Genomic DNA, 17,772 nt, shown 5'->3' on the forward strand with positions numbered 1-17,772 from the left:
TGTTCTACGTCGGGTACTTCTTCTGCGCGGGAACCCCCGTAGTGATGGACCTCAGCGGCCTTCCGGACAGCGAGGCCAGGCAGTGCGTGGATTTCGCGGCCGGCCTGGTGTTCGGCCGCCGCGGCGACATGGACCGACTCTCACCGAAGGTCTTCCTGCTCATGCCGGAGGGAAGAGGCAACCCCCCGTCGCTCACCGACGAACTCGCACAGTGACCTTCACGTTCCCCGAATTCTGCGAGTCCACGGCGATCGACGCGAGCACCTCCTGGACGGCGACGTTCGAGAGTTACAACCAACGCCTGGACGACGTCTACTACGTGGTGACCAGACGCGAAGGAACCCAGCCGGTCACATCCTTCATCGTCCAGGTGGGCCTGCACTGGGCCGGTGACGACTGGCGCGGCCCCGGCTTCGTGCAGCGTCTCCACCGATACATCCACGAGATCGCCGCCACTGGCCGTACCAACACGGACTACATCGGCAAGATGCAGGGCTGACCGACCGCAGCCCGAGCGGTCGCGTTCGACAGGACCGGTCAGCGGCGGCGCAGGCGCTTGTCGCCGATCGCCGGTGAAGCGGCGAGGTAGTTGTCTGCGGCGTTGACCTCGGTGCCGGGCGGCACGATCTCGTCGATCGCGTCGAGCACATCCTCGCTGAGTTCCACACCCGCACCGGCCAGAAGATCGTCCAGCTGTTCGGGAGTACGCGGACCGATCAGAACAGACGCAACGGCCGGATGCGACAGCACGAACGCGGTGGCCATGTGAGCCAGCGGCATTCCGACGTCGGCGGCGAGCTTGGTGAGACGCTGGACGGCCTCCAACCTGACCTGATTGGCCGGGATCGACAGGTCGAAAGCCTGCGGCACGGCCGCCGCGCGGTGACCACGTGTCGGGTCCGCGCGCCCGGACAACCAGTCGCCGCTCAAAGGCCCGTAGGTGAGCACTCCCATGCCATGGCGCTGCGCGGTCGGCAGCACACCGCCTTCGATCGTCCTGGACAGGATCGAGTATCGCGGCTGCTCCGTGCGGAACCGGTGATGCCCGCCCTTCTCCGCGGCCCACTGCGCTTCGACGATCAGCTCGGCGGGGAATGTCGAGGAGCCGATCGCGCGGACCTTGCCCGAGTGGACCAGGTCGGAGAGCGCCGCGAGCGTCTCGTCGATGTCGGTGTCCGGGTCCGGCCGGTGCATCTGGTAGAGGTCGATGTAGTCGGTGCCGAGCCGCCGCAGACTGTCCTCAATGGCGCGTTTGATCCACCGCGGCGAGCCCCCACGCTGGTTGGCGTCCGCCCCCATGGGAAGGGCGAACTTCGTCGCGAGCACGACGTCGTCCCGCCGGCCTTTGAGCGCCTTGCCGACGATCTCCTCGGATTCGCCCCGAGAGTAGACGTCGGCCGTGTCGATGAGATTGATACCCGCGTCCAGCGCGGTGTGGATCAATGGCTCGCGTCCTGCTCACTGACTTCGACGCACTGCCTCACCGCGACCGCAACATGGCCCGGTTCATCTTCCTCGACGAAGCCGCCCGAGACCTGTATATCGACTGGGAAATCGCTGCCCGAGACGCCGTCGCCGCCCTCCACCTCTACGCCGGCAGTCACCCCCACGACCCACAGCTCGCCGAACTCATCGGTGACCTCTCCCTCAAGGACAGAGACTTCCGCCGCTGGTGGGCCGACCACGACGTCCTGCTCCGCACCAACGGCACCAAGCGCTACCACCACCCCTTGGTCGGAGACCTCAATTTGGGCTACGAAGCCTTCACTCCCACCGGCGACCCCGACCAGACCTTCGCCCTGCACACCGCCGAACCCGGCTCCCCATCCGAACACGCCCTTCGCCTGCTGGCCGTCTGGACCAGCGACCAGGCTTCAGCGGACTCCGTCCCGGCGGCAGGCGCCAGGTCGAATGCCCAGGCCGAGACGGAGGAGTCAGGTGCCGGGCTTGCAAGGGGCACGGACGATCGATGATGTCCTCCGCAGACCACGCGACCTGTCGTCTTTTCATGAGATGACCTCACTGCCGTTCACCTGAATGCGCCTAACGGAATGATCCGAGGCGCGGGCCTTCGCCGTTATCCGGCGCCGTTAGCGCAGGGGACACTTCTCGCCGTACCGGCGCCAAGAGTAACCAGCTTCATTCTGTTAAGGGTTCGCAGCTCCGATGCTGTACGGCTGGTAGCCCGGCGTGGGCGTCAAGCTTCGTGGTGGAAGCTCAAACCGGTGGGTGCTCAGAAGCGGCGGCACTGGTCCTCCTTGTTGCCGCCGACAGCGTTTCTGCTGCCGGTGGGGGCAGGACGGTTCTCCTTGCACTGGAGGTTGCCCTTGACCCGGTTCCGGTGGATTTCGGCGCCGGCTCGGTTGCCGACCACCTGGATGCTGCCGCCTACCTTGTTGCCGTTGACCCGCAGGTATCGGCCGTTGGCGTCCAGTTGGATGTCGGCGTTGATCCGGGCGGACGAGACGGTGGCAGCTCCGCCCTGCTTGACCTGGACGCTGCCGCCCACCCACGTGCCGGCCACGACCGAGACGGCGCGTGCCCCCTCAGCCTGGACGTTGCCGTTGATTCGCGCGCCGCGGGTCACCAGGGTGGCGTTGCGCGCCACCTTGACCGTGCCCTTCAGCCGGGTGCCGAGCAGAGTGCAGGTCGCTCCTTGGGGGACGCGTACGTTGTCGAGGGTCACCGCACGGATGGTGCCCCGGCAGGTGCGTTCCTCGGCGAAAGCGGGCGTGGCCACGACCAGGCCGCCGAGAACGGTGCCGAGGGACAGACCGGCGAGGGTCAACCGGACCTTGTTCATGTCATTCCTCCGTCAGGTTCGTTTCCGAGCCGCTTCGCCCGGTGCGTCAGAGCCTGTCCGGCGGGGGTGATCCGCTTCTGAGACCACGATTAGAGGGTTCTCATTGGATGCCTCCTTTATGGCGAGCCCATGAGGGCGAATCGCTCCCCGGCACCGTCCTGGCGGGACGGGCCAGCTGGACCGATGCTCATCGATTGGAGCTACGTCACGCAGGCACGCCGCGCCCCCTGCTGGCTGGAAATTGCGATTACGTTCCGTGGTATACGAGGAATATACCGAGCGGAGCGATTCTTGATCCATCGCCAATGGGCCTCAGGGGAAGGGCGCGAATGAAGAAAGTTATGGCCGTCCTAGCCGTCATCGCCATGACGTTAGGGCTTACCACTGGTCCGGTATCGGCAACCGCACTCGCGGGACGCATCGGCAACGGCACCTCGTGGGCTTTCACCGCCACCATATTCAACGAGGGCGTCGACGACGCCGACTGCACGGTCTGGAACAGTGTCAACGGCGGCCCCGCGCGGTCGCTATACCTCTTCACCGTTTGCGACCAGCGGAACATCGGAGCGGGCACCACGACGGGTCTTACTCTGGACCTCGATGCATTCAGGCCGTCGACCAGCTATCCACCGGCCTATTACCTCGTACGGTGGGGGTCGAGTGACCCGTGGAAAGTGGTCGACTGGTACCACTACACTCGGATCAAGACCGATGAGAAGGCCAACTGCGTAAACGGCTCCGTCTACATCGAGTGCACCATCGGCTATTGGCTGCCCTAGTCGGCCAGACTGATCCGCCTCACCGAAACACGCGATTTGGTGAGGCGGATTTTGTGGTTGAGCATACGTTTGCGTACCCGAAAACCGGGTGACACCGATGCCGGAAAGACGGATGTCCGTTCAAGCTTGCGGCTGAGCCACTGGTACTCGGCGCGTGACGTCGGTGCCCGCGCAGCGGTCGTGCAGAGTTCGGCCATCGGGATCGAAGAGCGCCCACAGTCCGTCCGCGATAAGGATGATCGGCCCGGCAACCGGTACGGCGAGGAGCAGTGGGAAGACCAGCGCACGGAACGCCGCCCTACTGGTTCCCGGTGGGTCCGCCATCCCAGCGGACACGACCCGGAAACGCAGTAGCCGCTTACCGATAGTGCGCCCCCATCGAGCGTGCTGGACCCAGAAATACAGGAACAGCACGACCAGGCCGAGTAGTCGCCAGGGGTCATCGTAAGCTCGGAACAGGGAAAGCCAGTTCAGGAGCCCGAAATCCAGGTGAATGGAGGGGAAGGCGCTGTCGATGTCGAAGAGAAACCCGATCGGCTGGATGACGAAAACGAAGACAACGACAATGATGAAGTAGTCGATCAGCACGGCCAGCAGTCGCAGCCATGCCGTACCCAGCCGCGGCACCGAATCCGCGCCTTCGGCGGACGGCATGATCTGTGACGCGAAAAGCACCAGCACCGCGGACGCCAGAATGTATAGCGTGCCGTCCCAACTGAGCAACACCGAGTCAAACCACTCGGCACTCAGAATCAAAGCGATGCCGCAGCCGTCGGAGGAGGAGTACACGGGAGTGAGCGGCCCGACAATCGCGATCGATCCTAACGCGCTCGCCAGGTACCGTCCCGCGATCCGAGGGTCACGATGGCGCAGGCACGCAAAGAAGCCGAGGAAAACCAGAAGCGGCGGAACGACCCACATCTCTGCGCTGTTCCAGATGTAGTCGAGGTCGCCGCGAAGTGGGTCCAGCAAGGATCCTTCCATGTCCAGCATGCCTATGCATGAAGTGAACACGTACGCGCCGGGGTCCAGCCGGAACTGCAATTCCTCCCAGGTCGGCACAGCGGCCACGACTACCGCGGCCATCCACACCAGCAGTGCCGACTTCGATAACCGGGGGGAGCCTGACACGAAGATCCTTTCGCACCTGAGTGCGGGCTACCTTACCGGGTTCGACATGGAACGCAGACGTGGCGGATTCGCCCAGATGTGGCAAGGCGGGGTGTCAGGCACGGAAGATCGAGAACCCCATTCTGGCGACGCTCCGGAGCGCGGACCGCCCGATGTGTGGTGTATGTGAAGATCCTGCGCACTCCGTTGATCACGTTTGCCGTACGGCGCTAGCGTGCGACTTCCGATCACGCGGAGGCGGGAGAGCCCCATGATCATGGAACTGGTACTCACAGGCGCGCTGGCAGTGGGCGCGCCGGCGCCCCCACTCACGGAGGGGGAGATGAAGCGAGCCCTGCTGGCAGGCAAGGACCTCGGCAAGAATGTCGCCATCTTCAAGCTGAACCTGGATGGAGCGTTCCTGTCCGACTTCCGGGTGGACGAGGCACGCTGCATGGATGCCCTGAAGTCGTACGACAGTGTGTTCGGCGGGGGCCGGCCCTCGGCCTTTCTCGTCGGCGAGATCAACGGGTTGCATCAGGTGTTCACCGGCGGGCCGGCGACGATCAGGCAGCTCAGGACCGCCGCGTCGAAGGTCTCCACCTCCTGCGACGGCAAGGTGGGTTTCCGGCGGGAAAGCGAGTTCAAGAAGAAGAAGGTCGCCAACCTGGGCGACGCCACCTACGCCTTCGAGGTGACCTTCGACCACGCGCGGTACCCGGGAGCCGACATGAACACCTTCGTGTCGGAGTTCGTCGTCGTCGCGTACAAGAGCTCAGTCATCGTCTACCAAGGGCTCACCGACTCCACGTCAACGTGGCCGACGACGGTGAAGACCGCCAAGAAAGCCGTCGCCAAAGTCAAGAAGGTGTACGCCCGACGCTGAAAGCCTTTTCGCCGAAGCAGTCCGCATCGGGTGACGAAGGTCAAACAGGCAGGAACTCGATGATGCGCCTGATCCCAGCCGGGATGATCCCGCCCCGGTTGAGTCCGGCCTCGGCGGCCAGCTCGGAGAGCCGGTCGAGGGTGCGTTCTCGGCCGTTCACGTAGGCGAGCATGCGCAGGTCCATCTCGGTACTCACGTCGCCCTTCTCGGGCACGATCTCCTCGATCACGAAAACCCTGCCTTCCGGCCTCGCGGCGGTCGCGCAGTTCCGCAGGATGCGGCGGGCTTCCTCGTCGTCCCAGTCGTGGATCACCCGGGAGAGGATGTAGCCGCCCGCCCCGGCTGGCAGCGGATCGAAGAAGCTCCCGGCCTGGGCCCTGCCGCGATCGGCGAGACCGGCCTCGGCCAGGGCCTGGCCGGCGCCGGCAGCCGGGGCCGCGAGATCGAGCACGGTCCCGCGCAGAGTGGGGTGGGCACGCAACAACGCGATCAACAATGTGCCGTTGCCGCCGCCGACGTCGATGACCTCCCCGAGAGCGGACCAGTCGTAGGCCGCCGCGATCGTCGGCGTCTCACTGTTCCCCTGCCCGCCCATCAACGAGTCGAAGGACGCGCTCAGCTCTGGATTCTCGGCGAGGTCATCCCAGAACCCGCGCCCGAAACGCCGGGGGAAAGCCGCTTCGCCGGTGCGGACGGTGTGCAGCAATTCCACCACGGACAGGTCGGCCCGTCCGATGGCGCCCTCCGCGTCGATCCACGCCCGGATGCCCTCCGGATGGTCGTCGCGGAGCCACTGGCCCGAATCGGTCAGCGCGTAGGACCCGTCTGGGGATCGGTGCAGGAAGCCGGCGGTGACGAGATGGTCGAGCAGTCGTACCAGCGGATCGGCGGCCACGCGGAGGCGGGCGGCGAGGTCCGAGCCCGAGGTCACGCCCTCGGTGATCGCGTCCGCGACCCGCAGTGTCGCCGCCACTCTCAATGCCATCGGAGTGATCAGATCGGCGGCCCGCCACAGCGGCCCACCCCACACTTCTTCGTTTCCGGCCACCTCCGGACCCTATCCGGGCCGCACATGCGTTTCCCTTAACCGGTCGTACTAGGACATCCAGACTCCGATCATGCACGGTCCGGCCATGGTAGTGGCGGTGCGCCCGGTCATCGCCGCCAGGCTGTGTCCCAAACCTCCCAAAGGTCTTCGTCCCGATAGGCGCTCTGGGTCAGGAGCGCGATCAAGACAGCGGTCAACTGTTCGAAGACCACCTGCGATGATCCGATCTCGCCGTGACAGGCCGCCGTGATCCGCAGCGCTGCCTGCGCCCGCCGCGCCGCGCGCTCCACAGCGCCCTCGTACGCAGGCTCCAACCCCGCTATCGCGACATCATGCGCGACCTTGGGGAGCTCCGCTGGGGGACCATACGTGAAAGAAACGGTCGGTCCCGGCTCCGCCAGAAGCTCCCCGGCCAAAAGCCCATAACAGCTCCCATGGCCCAGCCGTCCCCGGAACTCAACAGCCACACTGCTCACCGGCACGGCGTACGGCCCACCGGTTCCCGACCAGACCGTCAGATGGCTGAGGCTTACGCCTCGTCTGATCACGCGGGGCTGTGAGGCAGTCATGAGCACAAGGCTAGATCGCGGAGTGGCTCTTGAACAGGCATCGGGCACGGAGGATGGTTACCACGAGCGAAGATCACAAAGGCCAGCTTCCCCGTACGGGATGACCTGGCCTTTCGTTATGAGAGCGGACGACGGGAATCGAACCCGCGTAGCCAGTTTGGAAGACTGGGGCTCTACCATTGAGCTACATCCGCGAGGCGCCCTGGCCTTGTTACCAGCCGGGCGTCCAGGCGTAAGCGTACCGGAGATCCGGTGCCCGACGCGCATTGACGCCGTACGCACAAGGCTGGAAAGACACGAGGAGCCCCCGGTGGGGGCTCCTGCGGGTCGGGGTGGCCGGATTTGAACCGACGATCTTCTGGTCCCAAACCAGACGCCCTGCCAAGCTGGGCCACACCCCGTAAGGACCTCCGAGGCGACTCGGACGGCTCCTCTGCTGCCCTCGACACAGAGGGACACGCCGATCCTAGCTGATCGCCCTTCCCCGCGCCTCCCGGTTGCGCCCCACCGGCTCAGGCCACCCGCTCGCCCGAATCCGCCACCCACCGCGATCGCGAACGCCGGCATGGGACTCTCGGGTCCCGCCCACGGAAACCGGGACTGGCCGGCCCTTACCCATGAAGGCATCACACAGCCGTTTGCGCGAATTACCGAAGGTTATGGTCCGGCGGGGAACTGTGCTCGCGCGGCGGCCACTGCGGCCGAGATCTCGTCGTCTGTGGCGAGCTTCGCGGCCCGGACCGTCGACTCCCATGCCGAGACGGCATGAGCGGAGAACTCCAGCACCTCCGGCGAGTCGGCCCGGACGGGATCTCCGGCCAGATACCGCCCGAGCCCCATGACGACACCGTCCCACCCGGGCGCGACATAGAGCGCGCCGACCACGCCTCCGGCCAGCGCGACGGGCACGGTGTGGTCGAGTTCCAGGGTCGTGCCGTGGCTGTCACCAGCCAGCCGTACCTCCACGAGGCTTGTCTCATGCCCGTACGTCACCAGGAGCAGTTTCGGCGGCTCGCAGCGGAGGATCTCGCCGCCGGCGTTTCCTTCCACCTGGAAGCGCCCGCCGACCCGGAATTCCCCGCTCACCGGTAGAAACCACTGCCGTAGCCGGTCGGGATCGGTGAGCGCGCCCCACACCTTCTCAATGCCCGTGTCGTAGCTCCGCCGCAGTACCGCGGAAACGGTCTCTTCTCCGGCCTCGGTACGGTGCTCCACCGCGCGCCGCGTGGCCGCGATCTGCTGGGAGAGGTCGATCATTCGTCGCCCTTAAATGTCGCCGGGCCCGGAGAGCCCGCGTGACTCTCGATTACATCAGGGCGAAGTCACGGGTATGAAAGATGCATCAGATTCCGGTACGGAACAGCGCCCAGACCGCCTTACCCCCGGCGTCCAGAATGTCCCAGCCCCACGCCTGGCTGTAGGTCTCCACTATGTAGAGGCCACGCCCGTTCTCGGAGATGAAGTCCGGTTCCTTGGGGATGGGGGCTTCGTCGCTGGGGTCGGAGACCGCCAGCAGGACGTGCGGCGAGAGCCGTACCAGCATGAGGGTTATCGGACTGTCGGCGGCCCGATCCACCGGATACAGGGCGTAACGGACCGCATTCGTCACCAGTTCCGAAACCACTAAAGTCGCGTCGTCGCTCAGCTCCGAAAGCCCCCAGTCGCTGAGGGTGGAGCGGGTGACGTCGCGGGCGGTCTTCACCGAATCGGCCTGCGGCCGGAGCGGGCACGTGGTGGCATGGGAGTCCGGAGCGGAGCGCAGTAACCGCTCGAAGCCTACGTCGCGGGCGGATAGGGGCTTCTCTAACATCCTGCCCCGCACCTCCAGCTCCGCCAGTTATGAGAACTAGTGCACCTTTGGCCCAATATGCACTAAGCCATCATGGGTCAACCCGGTATGCCCCTGCAAGACCCAAATGCACGTGCAACTGCTACGTGCAGTTGCCTCGATCGGCGCTTCAAGGTGAAATGGACACGAGGCTCAGACCTTGTCTTCGTGCCCGGAAGTGGTGACACTGTGTGGGCTGGAGAAGTGGTTTCATCCTCGCCAGCGCACAAGCCAAGTTGAGAGGGAGGCGCCGTGACACATACCCAGCCGGGACAAGGACCCACGGCCCTCCGCATCCTTCTCGGGACCCAGCTTCGCAAACTCCGCGAGGACCGGGGCATCTCACGACACGACGCCGGACACCTGATCCGCGGCTCCGAGTCCAAGATCAGCCGGATGGAGCTCGGCCGGGTCAGCTTTCGCGAACGCGACGTCGCCGACCTGCTGACCCTTTACGGCGTGGCCGAGGACGAGGCGCGCGGCGCGATCCTGGACCTGGTGGAGCGGGCCAACGAGCCCGGCTGGTGGCACCGGTTCACCGATCTGCTGCCCTCGTGGTTCCAGGCGTATGTCGGCCTTGAGGAGGCGGCGGAACGTATCCGCACCTACGAGGTGCAGTTCGTGCCGGGTCTGCTGCAGACCAAGGAATACGCGCGCGCCGTGATCACGGCCGGCGCGGTGGGTGCGGCGCCCGAGGAGATCGCCCGGCGGGTGGACCTGCGGCTGGAGCGCCAGCGGGTGCTCGAAGGCCCGCGCAAGCCCAAGTTCTGGGCCGTCATCGACGAGGCGGCGCTGCGCCGTCCCATCGGCGGCACCGAGGTGATGCGCGGCCAGCTGCAACATCTGATCGAGCTGATGGACCAGACGAATGTCACGATCCAAGTGATGCCGTTCAACTTCGGCGGCCACGCGGCTGAGGGCGGCGCGTTCAGCATCCTGCGCTTCCCCGACGTGGAACTGCCCGACATCATCTACGTCGAACAGCTCGGCAGTGCTCTCTACCTGGACAAACGCGACGAGGTAGATCGGTATAGCGAGGTTATGGAACGGCTCTGCGCGGTAAGCACCACCCCTGCGGAGACCATCGACATCCTCAGAAAGATCTCACGCGAGCTCTGAGTCGTCGCTTACGGGTGCCGCTCTGCCCTAGACTGCAGTGTGGCGCTGGACACCCGCCACAGTGGAGCATGCCCATTCGCCTTATGCGTGGGCGCGGCACGCGTGACGTGCCTCAGTGACTGTGCAACACAGTGACTGTGCATTGAGTGCCCGCGATCACCAGATGCTTGATCAAGGAGACCACCCCGTGAAGACCGCTGTCGAGGAGCTCAGCCCGACCCGGGTGAAGCTCACCGTCGAGGTGCCGTTCGAAGAGCTAGAGCCGAGCCTGCAGGCCGCCTACAAGAAGGTCGCGCAGCAGGTGCGCGTCCCCGGCTTCCGCCCCGGCAAGGTTCCGGCCCGGATCATCGAGCAGCGCTTCGGCCGCGCGGTGGTTCTTGAGGAGACCCTGAACGACGCGCTCCCCAAGCTTTACGGCCAGGCCGTCGACGAGATCGACCTCTTTCCGGTGAGCCAGCCGGACATCGAGGTCACCCGGATCGATGACGGCGCCCAGGTCGAGTTCACCGCCGAGGTGGACATCCGCCCCGCGTTCGACGTGCCGGACTACAACGGCACCGAGATCGTGGTGGACCCGTCCGAGGTCTCGGACGCCGACATCGACGCCCAGCTGGAGGGCCTGCGCCAGCGTTTCGCCACGCTGACCGGCGTGGACCGTCCGGCCGCCCGCGGCGACTACGTCGTGATGGACCTGCGCGCCGAGATCGACGGCCGGAACCTGGAGGAGCAGCAGGCCGCCGACGTGTCCTACGAGGTGGGCGCGGGTTCGGTGCTGCAGGGCCTGGACGAGGCGCTGGAAGGCCTCGGCGCCGGCGAGGAGAAGACCTTCTCGACCACCCTGGTCGGCGGTGAGAACGCCGGCGAGGAGGCCGACGTGATCATCAACATCAAGTCGGTCAAGGAGAAGGTCCTGCCCGAGCTGGACGACGAGTTCGCCCAGCTGGCCAGCGAGTTCGACACGCTGGAGGAGCTGCGCGCCAGCGTCCGCGAGCAGGCCCGCCGCAACAAGCTGATCGAGCAGGTCGTGCAGGTCCGGGAGAAGGCGGTCGAGGCGCTGCTGGACAGCATCGACATCCCGCTGCCCGAGAGCGCGCTCAAGGCCGAGCTGGACGCCCGCAAGCACAACCTGGAGCACCAGATCCAGGAGAGCGGCCTCAGCAAGGAGGCGTACTTCCGCCTCTACCAGACGACCGAGGAAGAGCGTTTCGCCGAGTTCGAGGCGAACTCCGCGATCGCCCTCAAGTCGGGCTTCGTGCTCGACAAGATCGTCAAGGCTGAGGAGATCGGCGTCAGCGAGCAGGAGCTGACCCAGTTCGTGGTCCGCCGCGCCCAGCAGCTGGGTGTCGCGCCGAACACGCTGGCCCAGCACCTGGCCGACAACGACCAGCTGACCCTGGCCATGATGGAGATCGTCCGGGAGAAGGCCAAGACGGTCGTGGGCGACGCCGCCAAGGTGACCGACACCGATGGCAACGAGGTCGACCTCAAGGCCATCTACGCCGAGCTCAACCCCGAGCAGGACGGTTCCCCGGAGACGGTGCCCGCTTCCTAGGCTTCCTGAGACCGAAATTCACTGCGGCCCCCGGCATCTGCTGGGGGCCGTTTGTTTGCGCTTGTACGGCTATCGCATCGCAAAGCCGTACAAACCAGGCGGTCATCCGCATGCGCCGTCAGCGAACACCTTGGCGAGCGGGCATGACCTGTCTGCGACGCGCGTTAAGGTCACAATCAAAGCCCATCGATAACGACGCATCGGAAGGTGACGCTGTGACCAGCCCGCCGACCTTCTTCCAGCCCACCAGCTTCAGCCCCGAAGCGCGCACGCAGCCCAACGGCTCGTTCCGGCTTGAGGACCAGCTCTACCAGCGGCTCCTGCGGGAACGCATCGTGGTCCTCGGCACAGCGGTCAACGACGAGGTCGCCAACCGCCTCTGCGCGGAGCTGCTGCTGCTCGCGGCGGACGACCCGGATCGCGACATCTGGCTCTACATCAACTCCCCCGGCGGTTCCATCACGGCCGGCATGGCGATTTACGACATGATGGAGTACGTGCCGAACAACGTGTGCACGGTGGCGATGGGCCTGGCCGCCTCGATGGGCCAGTTCCTGCTCTGCGCCGGCGCCCGCGGCAAACGATATGCGCTGCCCAACGCCCGCATCATGATGCACCAGCCCTCCGGCGGCATCGGCGGAACGGCCGCGGACATCGCGATCCAGGCCGAGCAGATGCTCTACGTCAAGAAGACGCTCGCCGAGCAGATCGCCTTCCACACCGGCCAGCCCGTCGAGCAGATCGAGCGCGACTCCGACCGGGACCGCTGGTTCACGGCCGAGGAGGCCAAGGACTACGGCTTCATCGACCACGTCGTCCGCAGCGCACGGCAGGTGCCCTCCGAGGGCGCCGTCTCATGACTGGAGCTTCCCAAGTGAGTGAGCTGATCCGGCCGGGAGACATCAACGGCCGTTACATCATCCCGTCGTTCGTGGAGCGCACGACGTACGGGGTGAAGGAGATGAACCCGTACAACAAGCTCTTCGAGGATCGCATCATCTTCCTCGGCGTGCAGATCGACGACGCCTCGGCCAACGACGTGATGGCCCAGCTCCTGACGCTGGAGTCGCTCGACCCTGACCGGGACATCAGCATCTACATCAACTCGCCGGGCGGGTCGTTCACCGCCATGACGGCGATCTACGACACCATGCAGTTCGTCCGGCCCGAGATCCAGACCGTCTGCCTCGGCCAGGCCGCCTCGGCGGCGGCCGTGCTGCTGGCCGGCGGCACCGCGGGCAAGCGGTTCGCACTGCCGAACGCCCGCGTCCTGATCCACCAGCCCTCCACCGAGGGCGGCGGCCAGGGCTCGGACATCGAGATCCAGGCGCGCGAGATCCTTCGCATGCGGTCACTTCTCGAAGAAATCGTGGCAAAGCACACGGGCAAATCTTCGGACGAGATCCGCCGCGACATCGAGCGCGACAAGATCCTCAACGCGGACGAGGCGAAGGCATACGGCCTGGTGGACGACATCATCCCGTCCCGCAAGCGCCGCGCCGCCGCGGTGGCTTCCTAAGAGGTCTGACCGCACCGGAACGGTGCCCAATTGGGCACCTTCCGGTGCGACTCGCCGCTAGGGGGCTCACTGAGGGCCCAGAAGACGGTAACGTCGAAACCTGAGCGGGATGACGTTTTCGCACCGGAGTGACTGGGCGCGGAATGAACGGACCGCGGCAGCAGGGCGGTCCCACGCAAAGGAGTATCTGGGGTGGCACGCATCGGCGACGGGGGAGACCTGCTCAAGTGCTCGTTCTGTGGCAAGAGCCAGAAGCAGGTCAAGAAGCTCATCGCCGGACCTGGCGTCTACATCTGCGATGAGTGCATCGACCTCTGCAACGAGATCATCGAGGAGGAGCTCTCCGAGTCCTCCGAACTGAAGTGGGACAACCTCCCCAAGCCGCGGGAGATCTACGAGTTCCTCGACGCCTACGTCATCGGTCAGGACAAGGCGAAGAAGGCGCTCTCGGTGGCGGTCTACAACCACTACAAGCGCGTGCAGTCCGGGGAGCGCGGGCGGGACGACGGCCTGGAGCTGTCGAAGTCCAACATCCTGCTGCTCGGCCCCACCGGCTCGGGCAAGACCCTGCTCGCCCAGACGCTGGCGAAGATGCTCAACGTGCCGTTCGCCATCGCCGACGCCACCGCGCTCACCGAAGCCGGATATGTCGGTGAAGACGTCGAGAACATCCTGCTGAAGCTGATCCAGGCCGCCGACTACGACGTCAAGAAGGCCGAGACCGGCATCATCTACATCGACGAGGTCGACAAGATCGCCCGCAAGAGCGAGAACCCGTCGATCACGCGTGACGTCTCCGGCGAGGGTGTGCAGCAGGCACTGCTGAAGATCCTGGAGGGCACCACCGCGAGCGTGCCCCCGCAGGGCGGCCGCAAGCACCCGCACCAGGAGTTCATCCAGATCGACACCACCAACGTGCTGTTCATCTGCGGCGGGGCCTTCGCGGGCCTCGAGAAGATCATCGAGTCCCGGGTGGGCCGTAAGGGGATCGGCTTCAACGCCATCATCCGGTCCAAGGAGGAGGTCGACTCCTCCGACATCTTCGGCGACGTCATGCCGGAGGACCTGCTCAAGTTCGGCATGATCCCCGAGTTCGTCGGCCGCCTCCCCGTGATCACGAGTGTGCACAACCTCGACAGGGAAGCGCTCATCCAGATCCTGACCGAGCCGCGCAACGCGCTGGTGAAGCAGTACCGGCGGCTGTTCGAGCTGGACAACGTCGAGCTGGAGTTCACCGACGACGCCCTGGAGGCCATCGCCGACCAGGCCATCCTGCGCGGCACCGGCGCCCGCGGCCTGCGCGCCATCCTGGAGGAGGTGCTCCTCTCGGTGATGTACGAGGTGCCCTCCCGGCAGGACGTGGCCCGCGTGGTGATCACCAGGGAAGCCGTCCTGGAGCATGTGAACCCGACCCTCATCCCGCGTGACCAGCTGAAGCAGCAGCGCACGCCTCGGGAGAAGTCGGCCTAAGCCGGGCTTAGCGGGTATGGCCGTCGTTATTCGCGACGGCTGTACCCCCGGGTGCTCTTACAATTAGGCAGCGTGACGACGCCTGAGCTTCCAACCCAGTACGCACCCGCCGACGTCGAGACCCCCAGCTACGAGCGGTGGGTAGCGGCCGGATACTTCGGCGCGGATCCTGGCAGCGGGCGTGAGCCGTACAGCATCGTGCTGCCGCCGCCGAATGTGACCGGGTCCCTGCACGTCGGGCACGCCCTCGACCATTCGGTTCAGGACGCGCTGTCCCGTCGCGCGCGGATGCGCGGCTTCGAGACCCTCTGGCTGCCCGGTATGGACCACGCCGGCATCGCCACCCAGAACGTGGTGGAGCGCGAGCTGGCCAAGGAGGGCCTGTCCCGGCACGACCTCGGCCGCGAGGCGTTCGTCGAGCGCGTCTGGCAGTGGAAGGAGGAATCCGGCGGGCGCATCCTCGGCCAGATGACCAAGCTCGGTGACGGCGTCGACTGGTCCCGGGAACGTTTCACCATGGACGAGCGGCTCTCCCGCGCTGTCCAGACGATCTTCAAGCGGCTGTTCGACGACGGGCTCATCTACCGCGCCAACCGGATCATCAACTGGTGCCCGCGCTGCCTGACCGCGCTCTCCGACATCGAGGTCGAGCACAGCGACGACGACGGCGAGCTCGTCTCCATTCGGTACGGATCGGGCGACACCGAGATCGTCGTCGCCACCACCCGGGCGGAGACGATGCTGGGCGACACCGCGATCGCGGTCCACCCGTCCGACGAGCGTTACGCGCACCTGGTCGGGCGCGAGGTCGAGCTGCCGCTGACCGGGCGGATGATCCCGGTCGTCGCCGACGAGCACGTGGACCCCGCGTTCGGGACCGGCGCGGTCAAGGTCACGCCCGCGCACGACCCCAACGACTTCGAGATCAGCCGCCGGCACGACCTGCCGTCCATGACGATCATGGATGAGCGCGGCGTGATCACCGCGCCTGGGCCGTTCCAGGGCCTCGACCGCTTCGAGGCGCGTCCCGCCGTGGTCGCCGCGCTGCGGGCCGATGGCCGCATCGTCGCCGAGAAGCGGCCGTACGTGCACGCGGTCGGGCACTGCTCGCGCTGCAAGACGGTCGTCGAGCCGCGCCTGTCGCTGCAGTGGTTCGTCAACGTCGCCCCGCTGGCCAAGGAGGCCGGCGACGCGGTCCGCGACGGCCGTACCCGCATTCACCCGCCGGAGCTGGCCAAGCGCTACTTCGACTGGGTGGACGACATGCACGACTGGTGCATCTCCCGCCAGCTCTGGTGGGGCCACCGCATCCCGGTCTGGTACGGGCCGGATGGCGAGGTCGTCTGCGTCGGCCCCGACGACACGCCTCCCGCCGGCTACGTCCAGGACCCCGACGTCCTGGACACCTGGTTCTCCTCCGGCCTGTGGCCCTTCTCCACCCTGGGCTGGCCGGAGCAGACCGCCGACCTGCAGCGTTTTTACCCGACGTCGGTCCTGGTCACGGGCTACGACATCCTCTTCTTCTGGGTCGCCAGAATGATGATGTTCGGTCTGTACGCGATGGACGGCCAGCCGCCCTTCCGCACGGTCGCCCTGCACGGCATGGTCCGCGACCAGTTCGGCAAGAAGATGTCCAAGTCGTTCGGGAACGTGGTCGACCCGCTGGACTGGATCGAGCGCTTCGGCGCCGACGCGACGCGCTTCACCCTGCTGCGCGGCGCCAACCCCGGCTCCGACGTCGCGATCAGCGAGGACTGGGCGGCGGGTTCCAGGAACTTCTGCAACAAGATCTGGAACGCCACTCGTTTCGCCCTCATGAACGGCGCCGTCTCCACCGGCCTGCCGGAGGAGCTCACCCCCGCCGACCGCTGGATCCTGTCCCGCCTCCAGTCCGTCAGCGAGCTGGTGGACACGGCCTATGAGGACTTCGAGTTCGCCAAGATCTCCGACGCGCTGTACCACTTCGCGTGGGACGAGGTCTGCGACTGGTACCTGGAGCTCGCCAAGATCCAGATTGCCGGCGGCGGCCCTGCGGCGGAGAACACCAAGCGCGTCCTCGGCCACGTCCTCGACGCGCTGCTCCGCCTGCTCCACCCGCTGGTTCCCTTCGTGACCGAGGAGCTGTGGCGCGCCCTGACGGGCAAGGAGTCCCTGGTCGTCGCCGCCTGGCCGACGGCCGACCCGGCCCTGTCCGACAAGGCCGCCGAGGCCGAGATCGACGCAGTCCAGGACCTCGTCACCGAGGTCCGCCGCTTCCGCTCCGACCAGGGCCTCAAACCCGGCCAGCGCGTCGCCGCCCGCCTCTCCCTGTCCGGTACGGCTCTCGCCGCGCACGAGACCGCCATCCGCGCCCTGCTCCGCCTGGACGAGGCCGGCGACACGTTCGCGGCGACGGCCAAGCTGGCGGTCGGCGGGGTCACGGTGGAGATCGACACAGCCGGCGCGATCGACGTGGCGGCCGAGCGCAAGCGCCTGGAGAAGGACCTCGCGGTGGCCCGCAAGGAGCAGGCTCAGGTGACGGGCAAACTCGGTAATGAGCAGTTCATGGCGAAGGCCCCCGAGGACGTGGTGAGCAAGGTCAGGGCTCGCGCGGCCCAGGCGGAGCAGGACATCCTGCGTCTGGAGGCCCAGCTCGCGGCCCTGCCCGCCTGATCGTGCGTGCCGTACCTGACGGCCCCCGGAGGCACTCCTCCGGGGGCCGTCTTGGTGTCCCGCTGTCCATGTTTAGAGGATCGTGGACAGGGAATGGATCCTGGGTTACCGAAGTTGCTCGCAGCATCCCTCAGAGGGTGCTAATGTTCTTGTACGCGGTCAGCACGGCGCGCCGGGAACCTCAACCGGAACCCAGCGGCAGGCTCATCGCTCCCCTTCTTCCACAGCCGGGATTCCGGACGCTTCGCCGCGAGTGGCGTCGCTTCGGGTTCGGCGGAGAGAAGGGGGCTCTGGGAACAGAGCGGCTGAAGCTTTCGCAAGTTAGCTGAGTTCACGCCAAATTAAATGATTTGACGTAGATCGGATGGCTTGCAAAGATAGAGGCACCCCCGGAACTGCGAGACCTAAGGCCTCGTCGCTTCCAGGTGTACGTGTGC

At 66.1% G+C, this 17,772-nt stretch carries 18 protein-coding genes and 2 tRNA genes; 11 read left to right on the forward strand and 9 right to left on the reverse strand.

Annotated elements, in window-relative coordinates:
- The coding region (gene sepF / locus Aph01nite_RS38345; RefSeq protein WP_204045993.1) for a cell division protein SepF at positions 1 to 215 on the forward strand (215 nt) is incomplete at its 5' end.
- A complete protein-coding gene (locus tag Aph01nite_RS38350) occupies positions 212 to 499 on the forward strand; it encodes a hypothetical protein (protein ID WP_204045994.1) in 288 nt (95 codons plus the stop codon). The genes sepF and Aph01nite_RS38350, both read left to right, overlap by 4 nt.
- 38 nt (positions 500 to 537) lie before the next feature.
- Here Aph01nite_RS38350 and Aph01nite_RS38355 read toward each other — a convergent pair whose 3' ends face one another.
- Positions 538 to 1,443 (reverse strand): aldo/keto reductase, encoded by a 906-nt coding sequence (locus tag Aph01nite_RS38355; RefSeq protein WP_204045995.1) that lies wholly within the window; start codon positions 1,441 to 1,443, stop codon positions 538 to 540.
- Between Aph01nite_RS38355 and Aph01nite_RS38360 the strand changes: the two genes are divergently transcribed.
- Positions 1,443 to 1,973 carry an MmyB family transcriptional regulator gene (locus Aph01nite_RS38360; RefSeq protein WP_204045996.1) on the forward strand — a complete coding sequence of 177 codons (531 nt, stop codon included), beginning with the start codon at positions 1,443 to 1,445 and terminating at the stop codon, positions 1,971 to 1,973. The two genes, Aph01nite_RS38355 and Aph01nite_RS38360, sit on opposite strands and share 1 nt — an antisense overlap.
- Before the next feature lie 260 nt (positions 1,974 to 2,233).
- Here the strand turns inward: Aph01nite_RS38360 and Aph01nite_RS38365 are convergent, their stop codons facing one another.
- On the reverse strand, positions 2,234 to 2,803 hold the full coding sequence (locus Aph01nite_RS38365; protein WP_204045997.1) for a hypothetical protein: 570 nt from the start codon (positions 2,801 to 2,803) through the stop codon (positions 2,234 to 2,236).
- Between the two features lie 329 nt (positions 2,804 to 3,132).
- Here Aph01nite_RS38365 and Aph01nite_RS38370 point away from each other — a divergent pair, with 329 nt between their 5' ends.
- On the forward strand, positions 3,133 to 3,582 hold the full coding sequence (locus Aph01nite_RS38370; protein ID WP_204045998.1) for a hypothetical protein: 450 nt from the start codon (positions 3,133 to 3,135) through the stop codon (positions 3,580 to 3,582).
- Between the two features lie 120 nt (positions 3,583 to 3,702).
- Here the strand turns inward: Aph01nite_RS38370 and Aph01nite_RS38375 are convergent, their stop codons facing one another.
- Complete coding sequence (locus Aph01nite_RS38375) at positions 3,703 to 4,668, reverse strand: RDD family protein (protein ID WP_204045999.1); 966 nt, start codon at positions 4,666 to 4,668, stop codon at positions 3,703 to 3,705.
- A gap of 367 nt (positions 4,669 to 5,035) precedes the next feature.
- Between Aph01nite_RS38375 and Aph01nite_RS38380 the strand changes: the two genes are divergently transcribed.
- A complete protein-coding gene (locus Aph01nite_RS38380; protein ID WP_204046000.1) occupies positions 5,036 to 5,578 on the forward strand; it encodes a hypothetical protein in 543 nt (180 codons plus the stop codon).
- A gap of 40 nt (positions 5,579 to 5,618) precedes the next feature.
- On the opposite strand, the gene Aph01nite_RS38385 is transcribed toward Aph01nite_RS38380, so the two are convergent.
- The 6 genes from Aph01nite_RS38385 to Aph01nite_RS38410 all read right to left on the reverse strand — a co-directional run bounded on the left by Aph01nite_RS38385 (position 5,619) and on the right by Aph01nite_RS38410 (position 9,005).
- Positions 5,619 to 6,626, reverse strand: coding sequence for a methyltransferase (locus Aph01nite_RS38385; RefSeq protein WP_239162296.1), 1,008 nt, complete (start codon positions 6,624 to 6,626; stop codon positions 5,619 to 5,621).
- Positions 6,627 to 6,733: 107 nt separating this feature from the next.
- On the reverse strand, positions 6,734 to 6,916 hold the full coding sequence (locus Aph01nite_RS38390) for a hypothetical protein (RefSeq protein ID WP_204046001.1): 183 nt from the start codon (positions 6,914 to 6,916) through the stop codon (positions 6,734 to 6,736).
- A gap of 402 nt (positions 6,917 to 7,318) precedes the next feature.
- Positions 7,319 to 7,389: transfer RNA gene (locus Aph01nite_RS38395), tRNA-Gly, on the reverse strand.
- 133 nt (positions 7,390 to 7,522) lie between these two features.
- Positions 7,523 to 7,596, reverse strand: a tRNA-Pro gene (locus Aph01nite_RS38400).
- Between the two features lie 256 nt (positions 7,597 to 7,852).
- Positions 7,853 to 8,452 carry an SRPBCC family protein gene (locus tag Aph01nite_RS38405; RefSeq protein ID WP_204046002.1) on the reverse strand — a complete coding sequence of 200 codons (600 nt, stop codon included), beginning with the start codon at positions 8,450 to 8,452 and terminating at the stop codon, positions 7,853 to 7,855.
- An 85-nt stretch (positions 8,453 to 8,537) separates the two neighbouring features.
- Positions 8,538 to 9,005: an ATP-binding protein gene (locus Aph01nite_RS38410; RefSeq protein ID WP_204046003.1), complete on the reverse strand. Its 468-nt coding sequence runs from the start codon at positions 9,003 to 9,005 to the stop codon at positions 8,538 to 8,540.
- A gap of 270 nt (positions 9,006 to 9,275) precedes the next feature.
- Here Aph01nite_RS38410 and Aph01nite_RS38415 point away from each other — a divergent pair, with 270 nt between their 5' ends.
- From Aph01nite_RS38415 to Aph01nite_RS38440, 6 genes are all read left to right on the forward strand, one after another.
- A complete protein-coding gene (locus Aph01nite_RS38415) occupies positions 9,276 to 10,142 on the forward strand; it encodes a Sco1979 family transcriptional regulator (protein ID WP_204046004.1) in 867 nt (288 codons plus the stop codon).
- A 187-nt stretch (positions 10,143 to 10,329) separates the two neighbouring features.
- A complete protein-coding gene (gene tig, locus Aph01nite_RS38420) occupies positions 10,330 to 11,694 on the forward strand; it encodes a trigger factor (RefSeq protein WP_204046005.1) in 1,365 nt (454 codons plus the stop codon).
- Between the two features lie 215 nt (positions 11,695 to 11,909).
- Entirely contained in the window at positions 11,910 to 12,554 is a 645-nt protein-coding gene (locus tag Aph01nite_RS38425; protein WP_204046006.1) for a ClpP family protease, read from the forward strand.
- Entirely contained in the window at positions 12,551 to 13,213 is a 663-nt protein-coding gene (locus Aph01nite_RS38430; protein WP_204046007.1) for an ATP-dependent Clp protease proteolytic subunit, read from the forward strand. The genes Aph01nite_RS38425 and Aph01nite_RS38430 overlap by 4 nt, the downstream gene beginning before the upstream one ends.
- A 192-nt stretch (positions 13,214 to 13,405) precedes the next feature.
- Complete coding sequence (gene clpX / locus Aph01nite_RS38435) at positions 13,406 to 14,683, forward strand: ATP-dependent Clp protease ATP-binding subunit ClpX (RefSeq protein ID WP_204046008.1); 1,278 nt, start codon at positions 13,406 to 13,408, stop codon at positions 14,681 to 14,683.
- Between the two features lie 72 nt (positions 14,684 to 14,755).
- Positions 14,756 to 17,335 carry a valine--tRNA ligase gene (locus Aph01nite_RS38440; protein WP_239162297.1) on the forward strand — a complete coding sequence of 860 codons (2,580 nt, stop codon included), beginning with the start codon at positions 14,756 to 14,758 and terminating at the stop codon, positions 17,333 to 17,335.
- The last annotated feature ends 437 nt before the right edge of the window (positions 17,336 to 17,772 follow it).

Origin of the sequence: Acrocarpospora phusangensis, from assembly GCF_016862995.1 — a bacterium.
GTDB classification, from domain to species: Bacteria; Actinomycetota; Actinomycetes; order Streptosporangiales; family Streptosporangiaceae; genus Acrocarpospora; species Acrocarpospora phusangensis.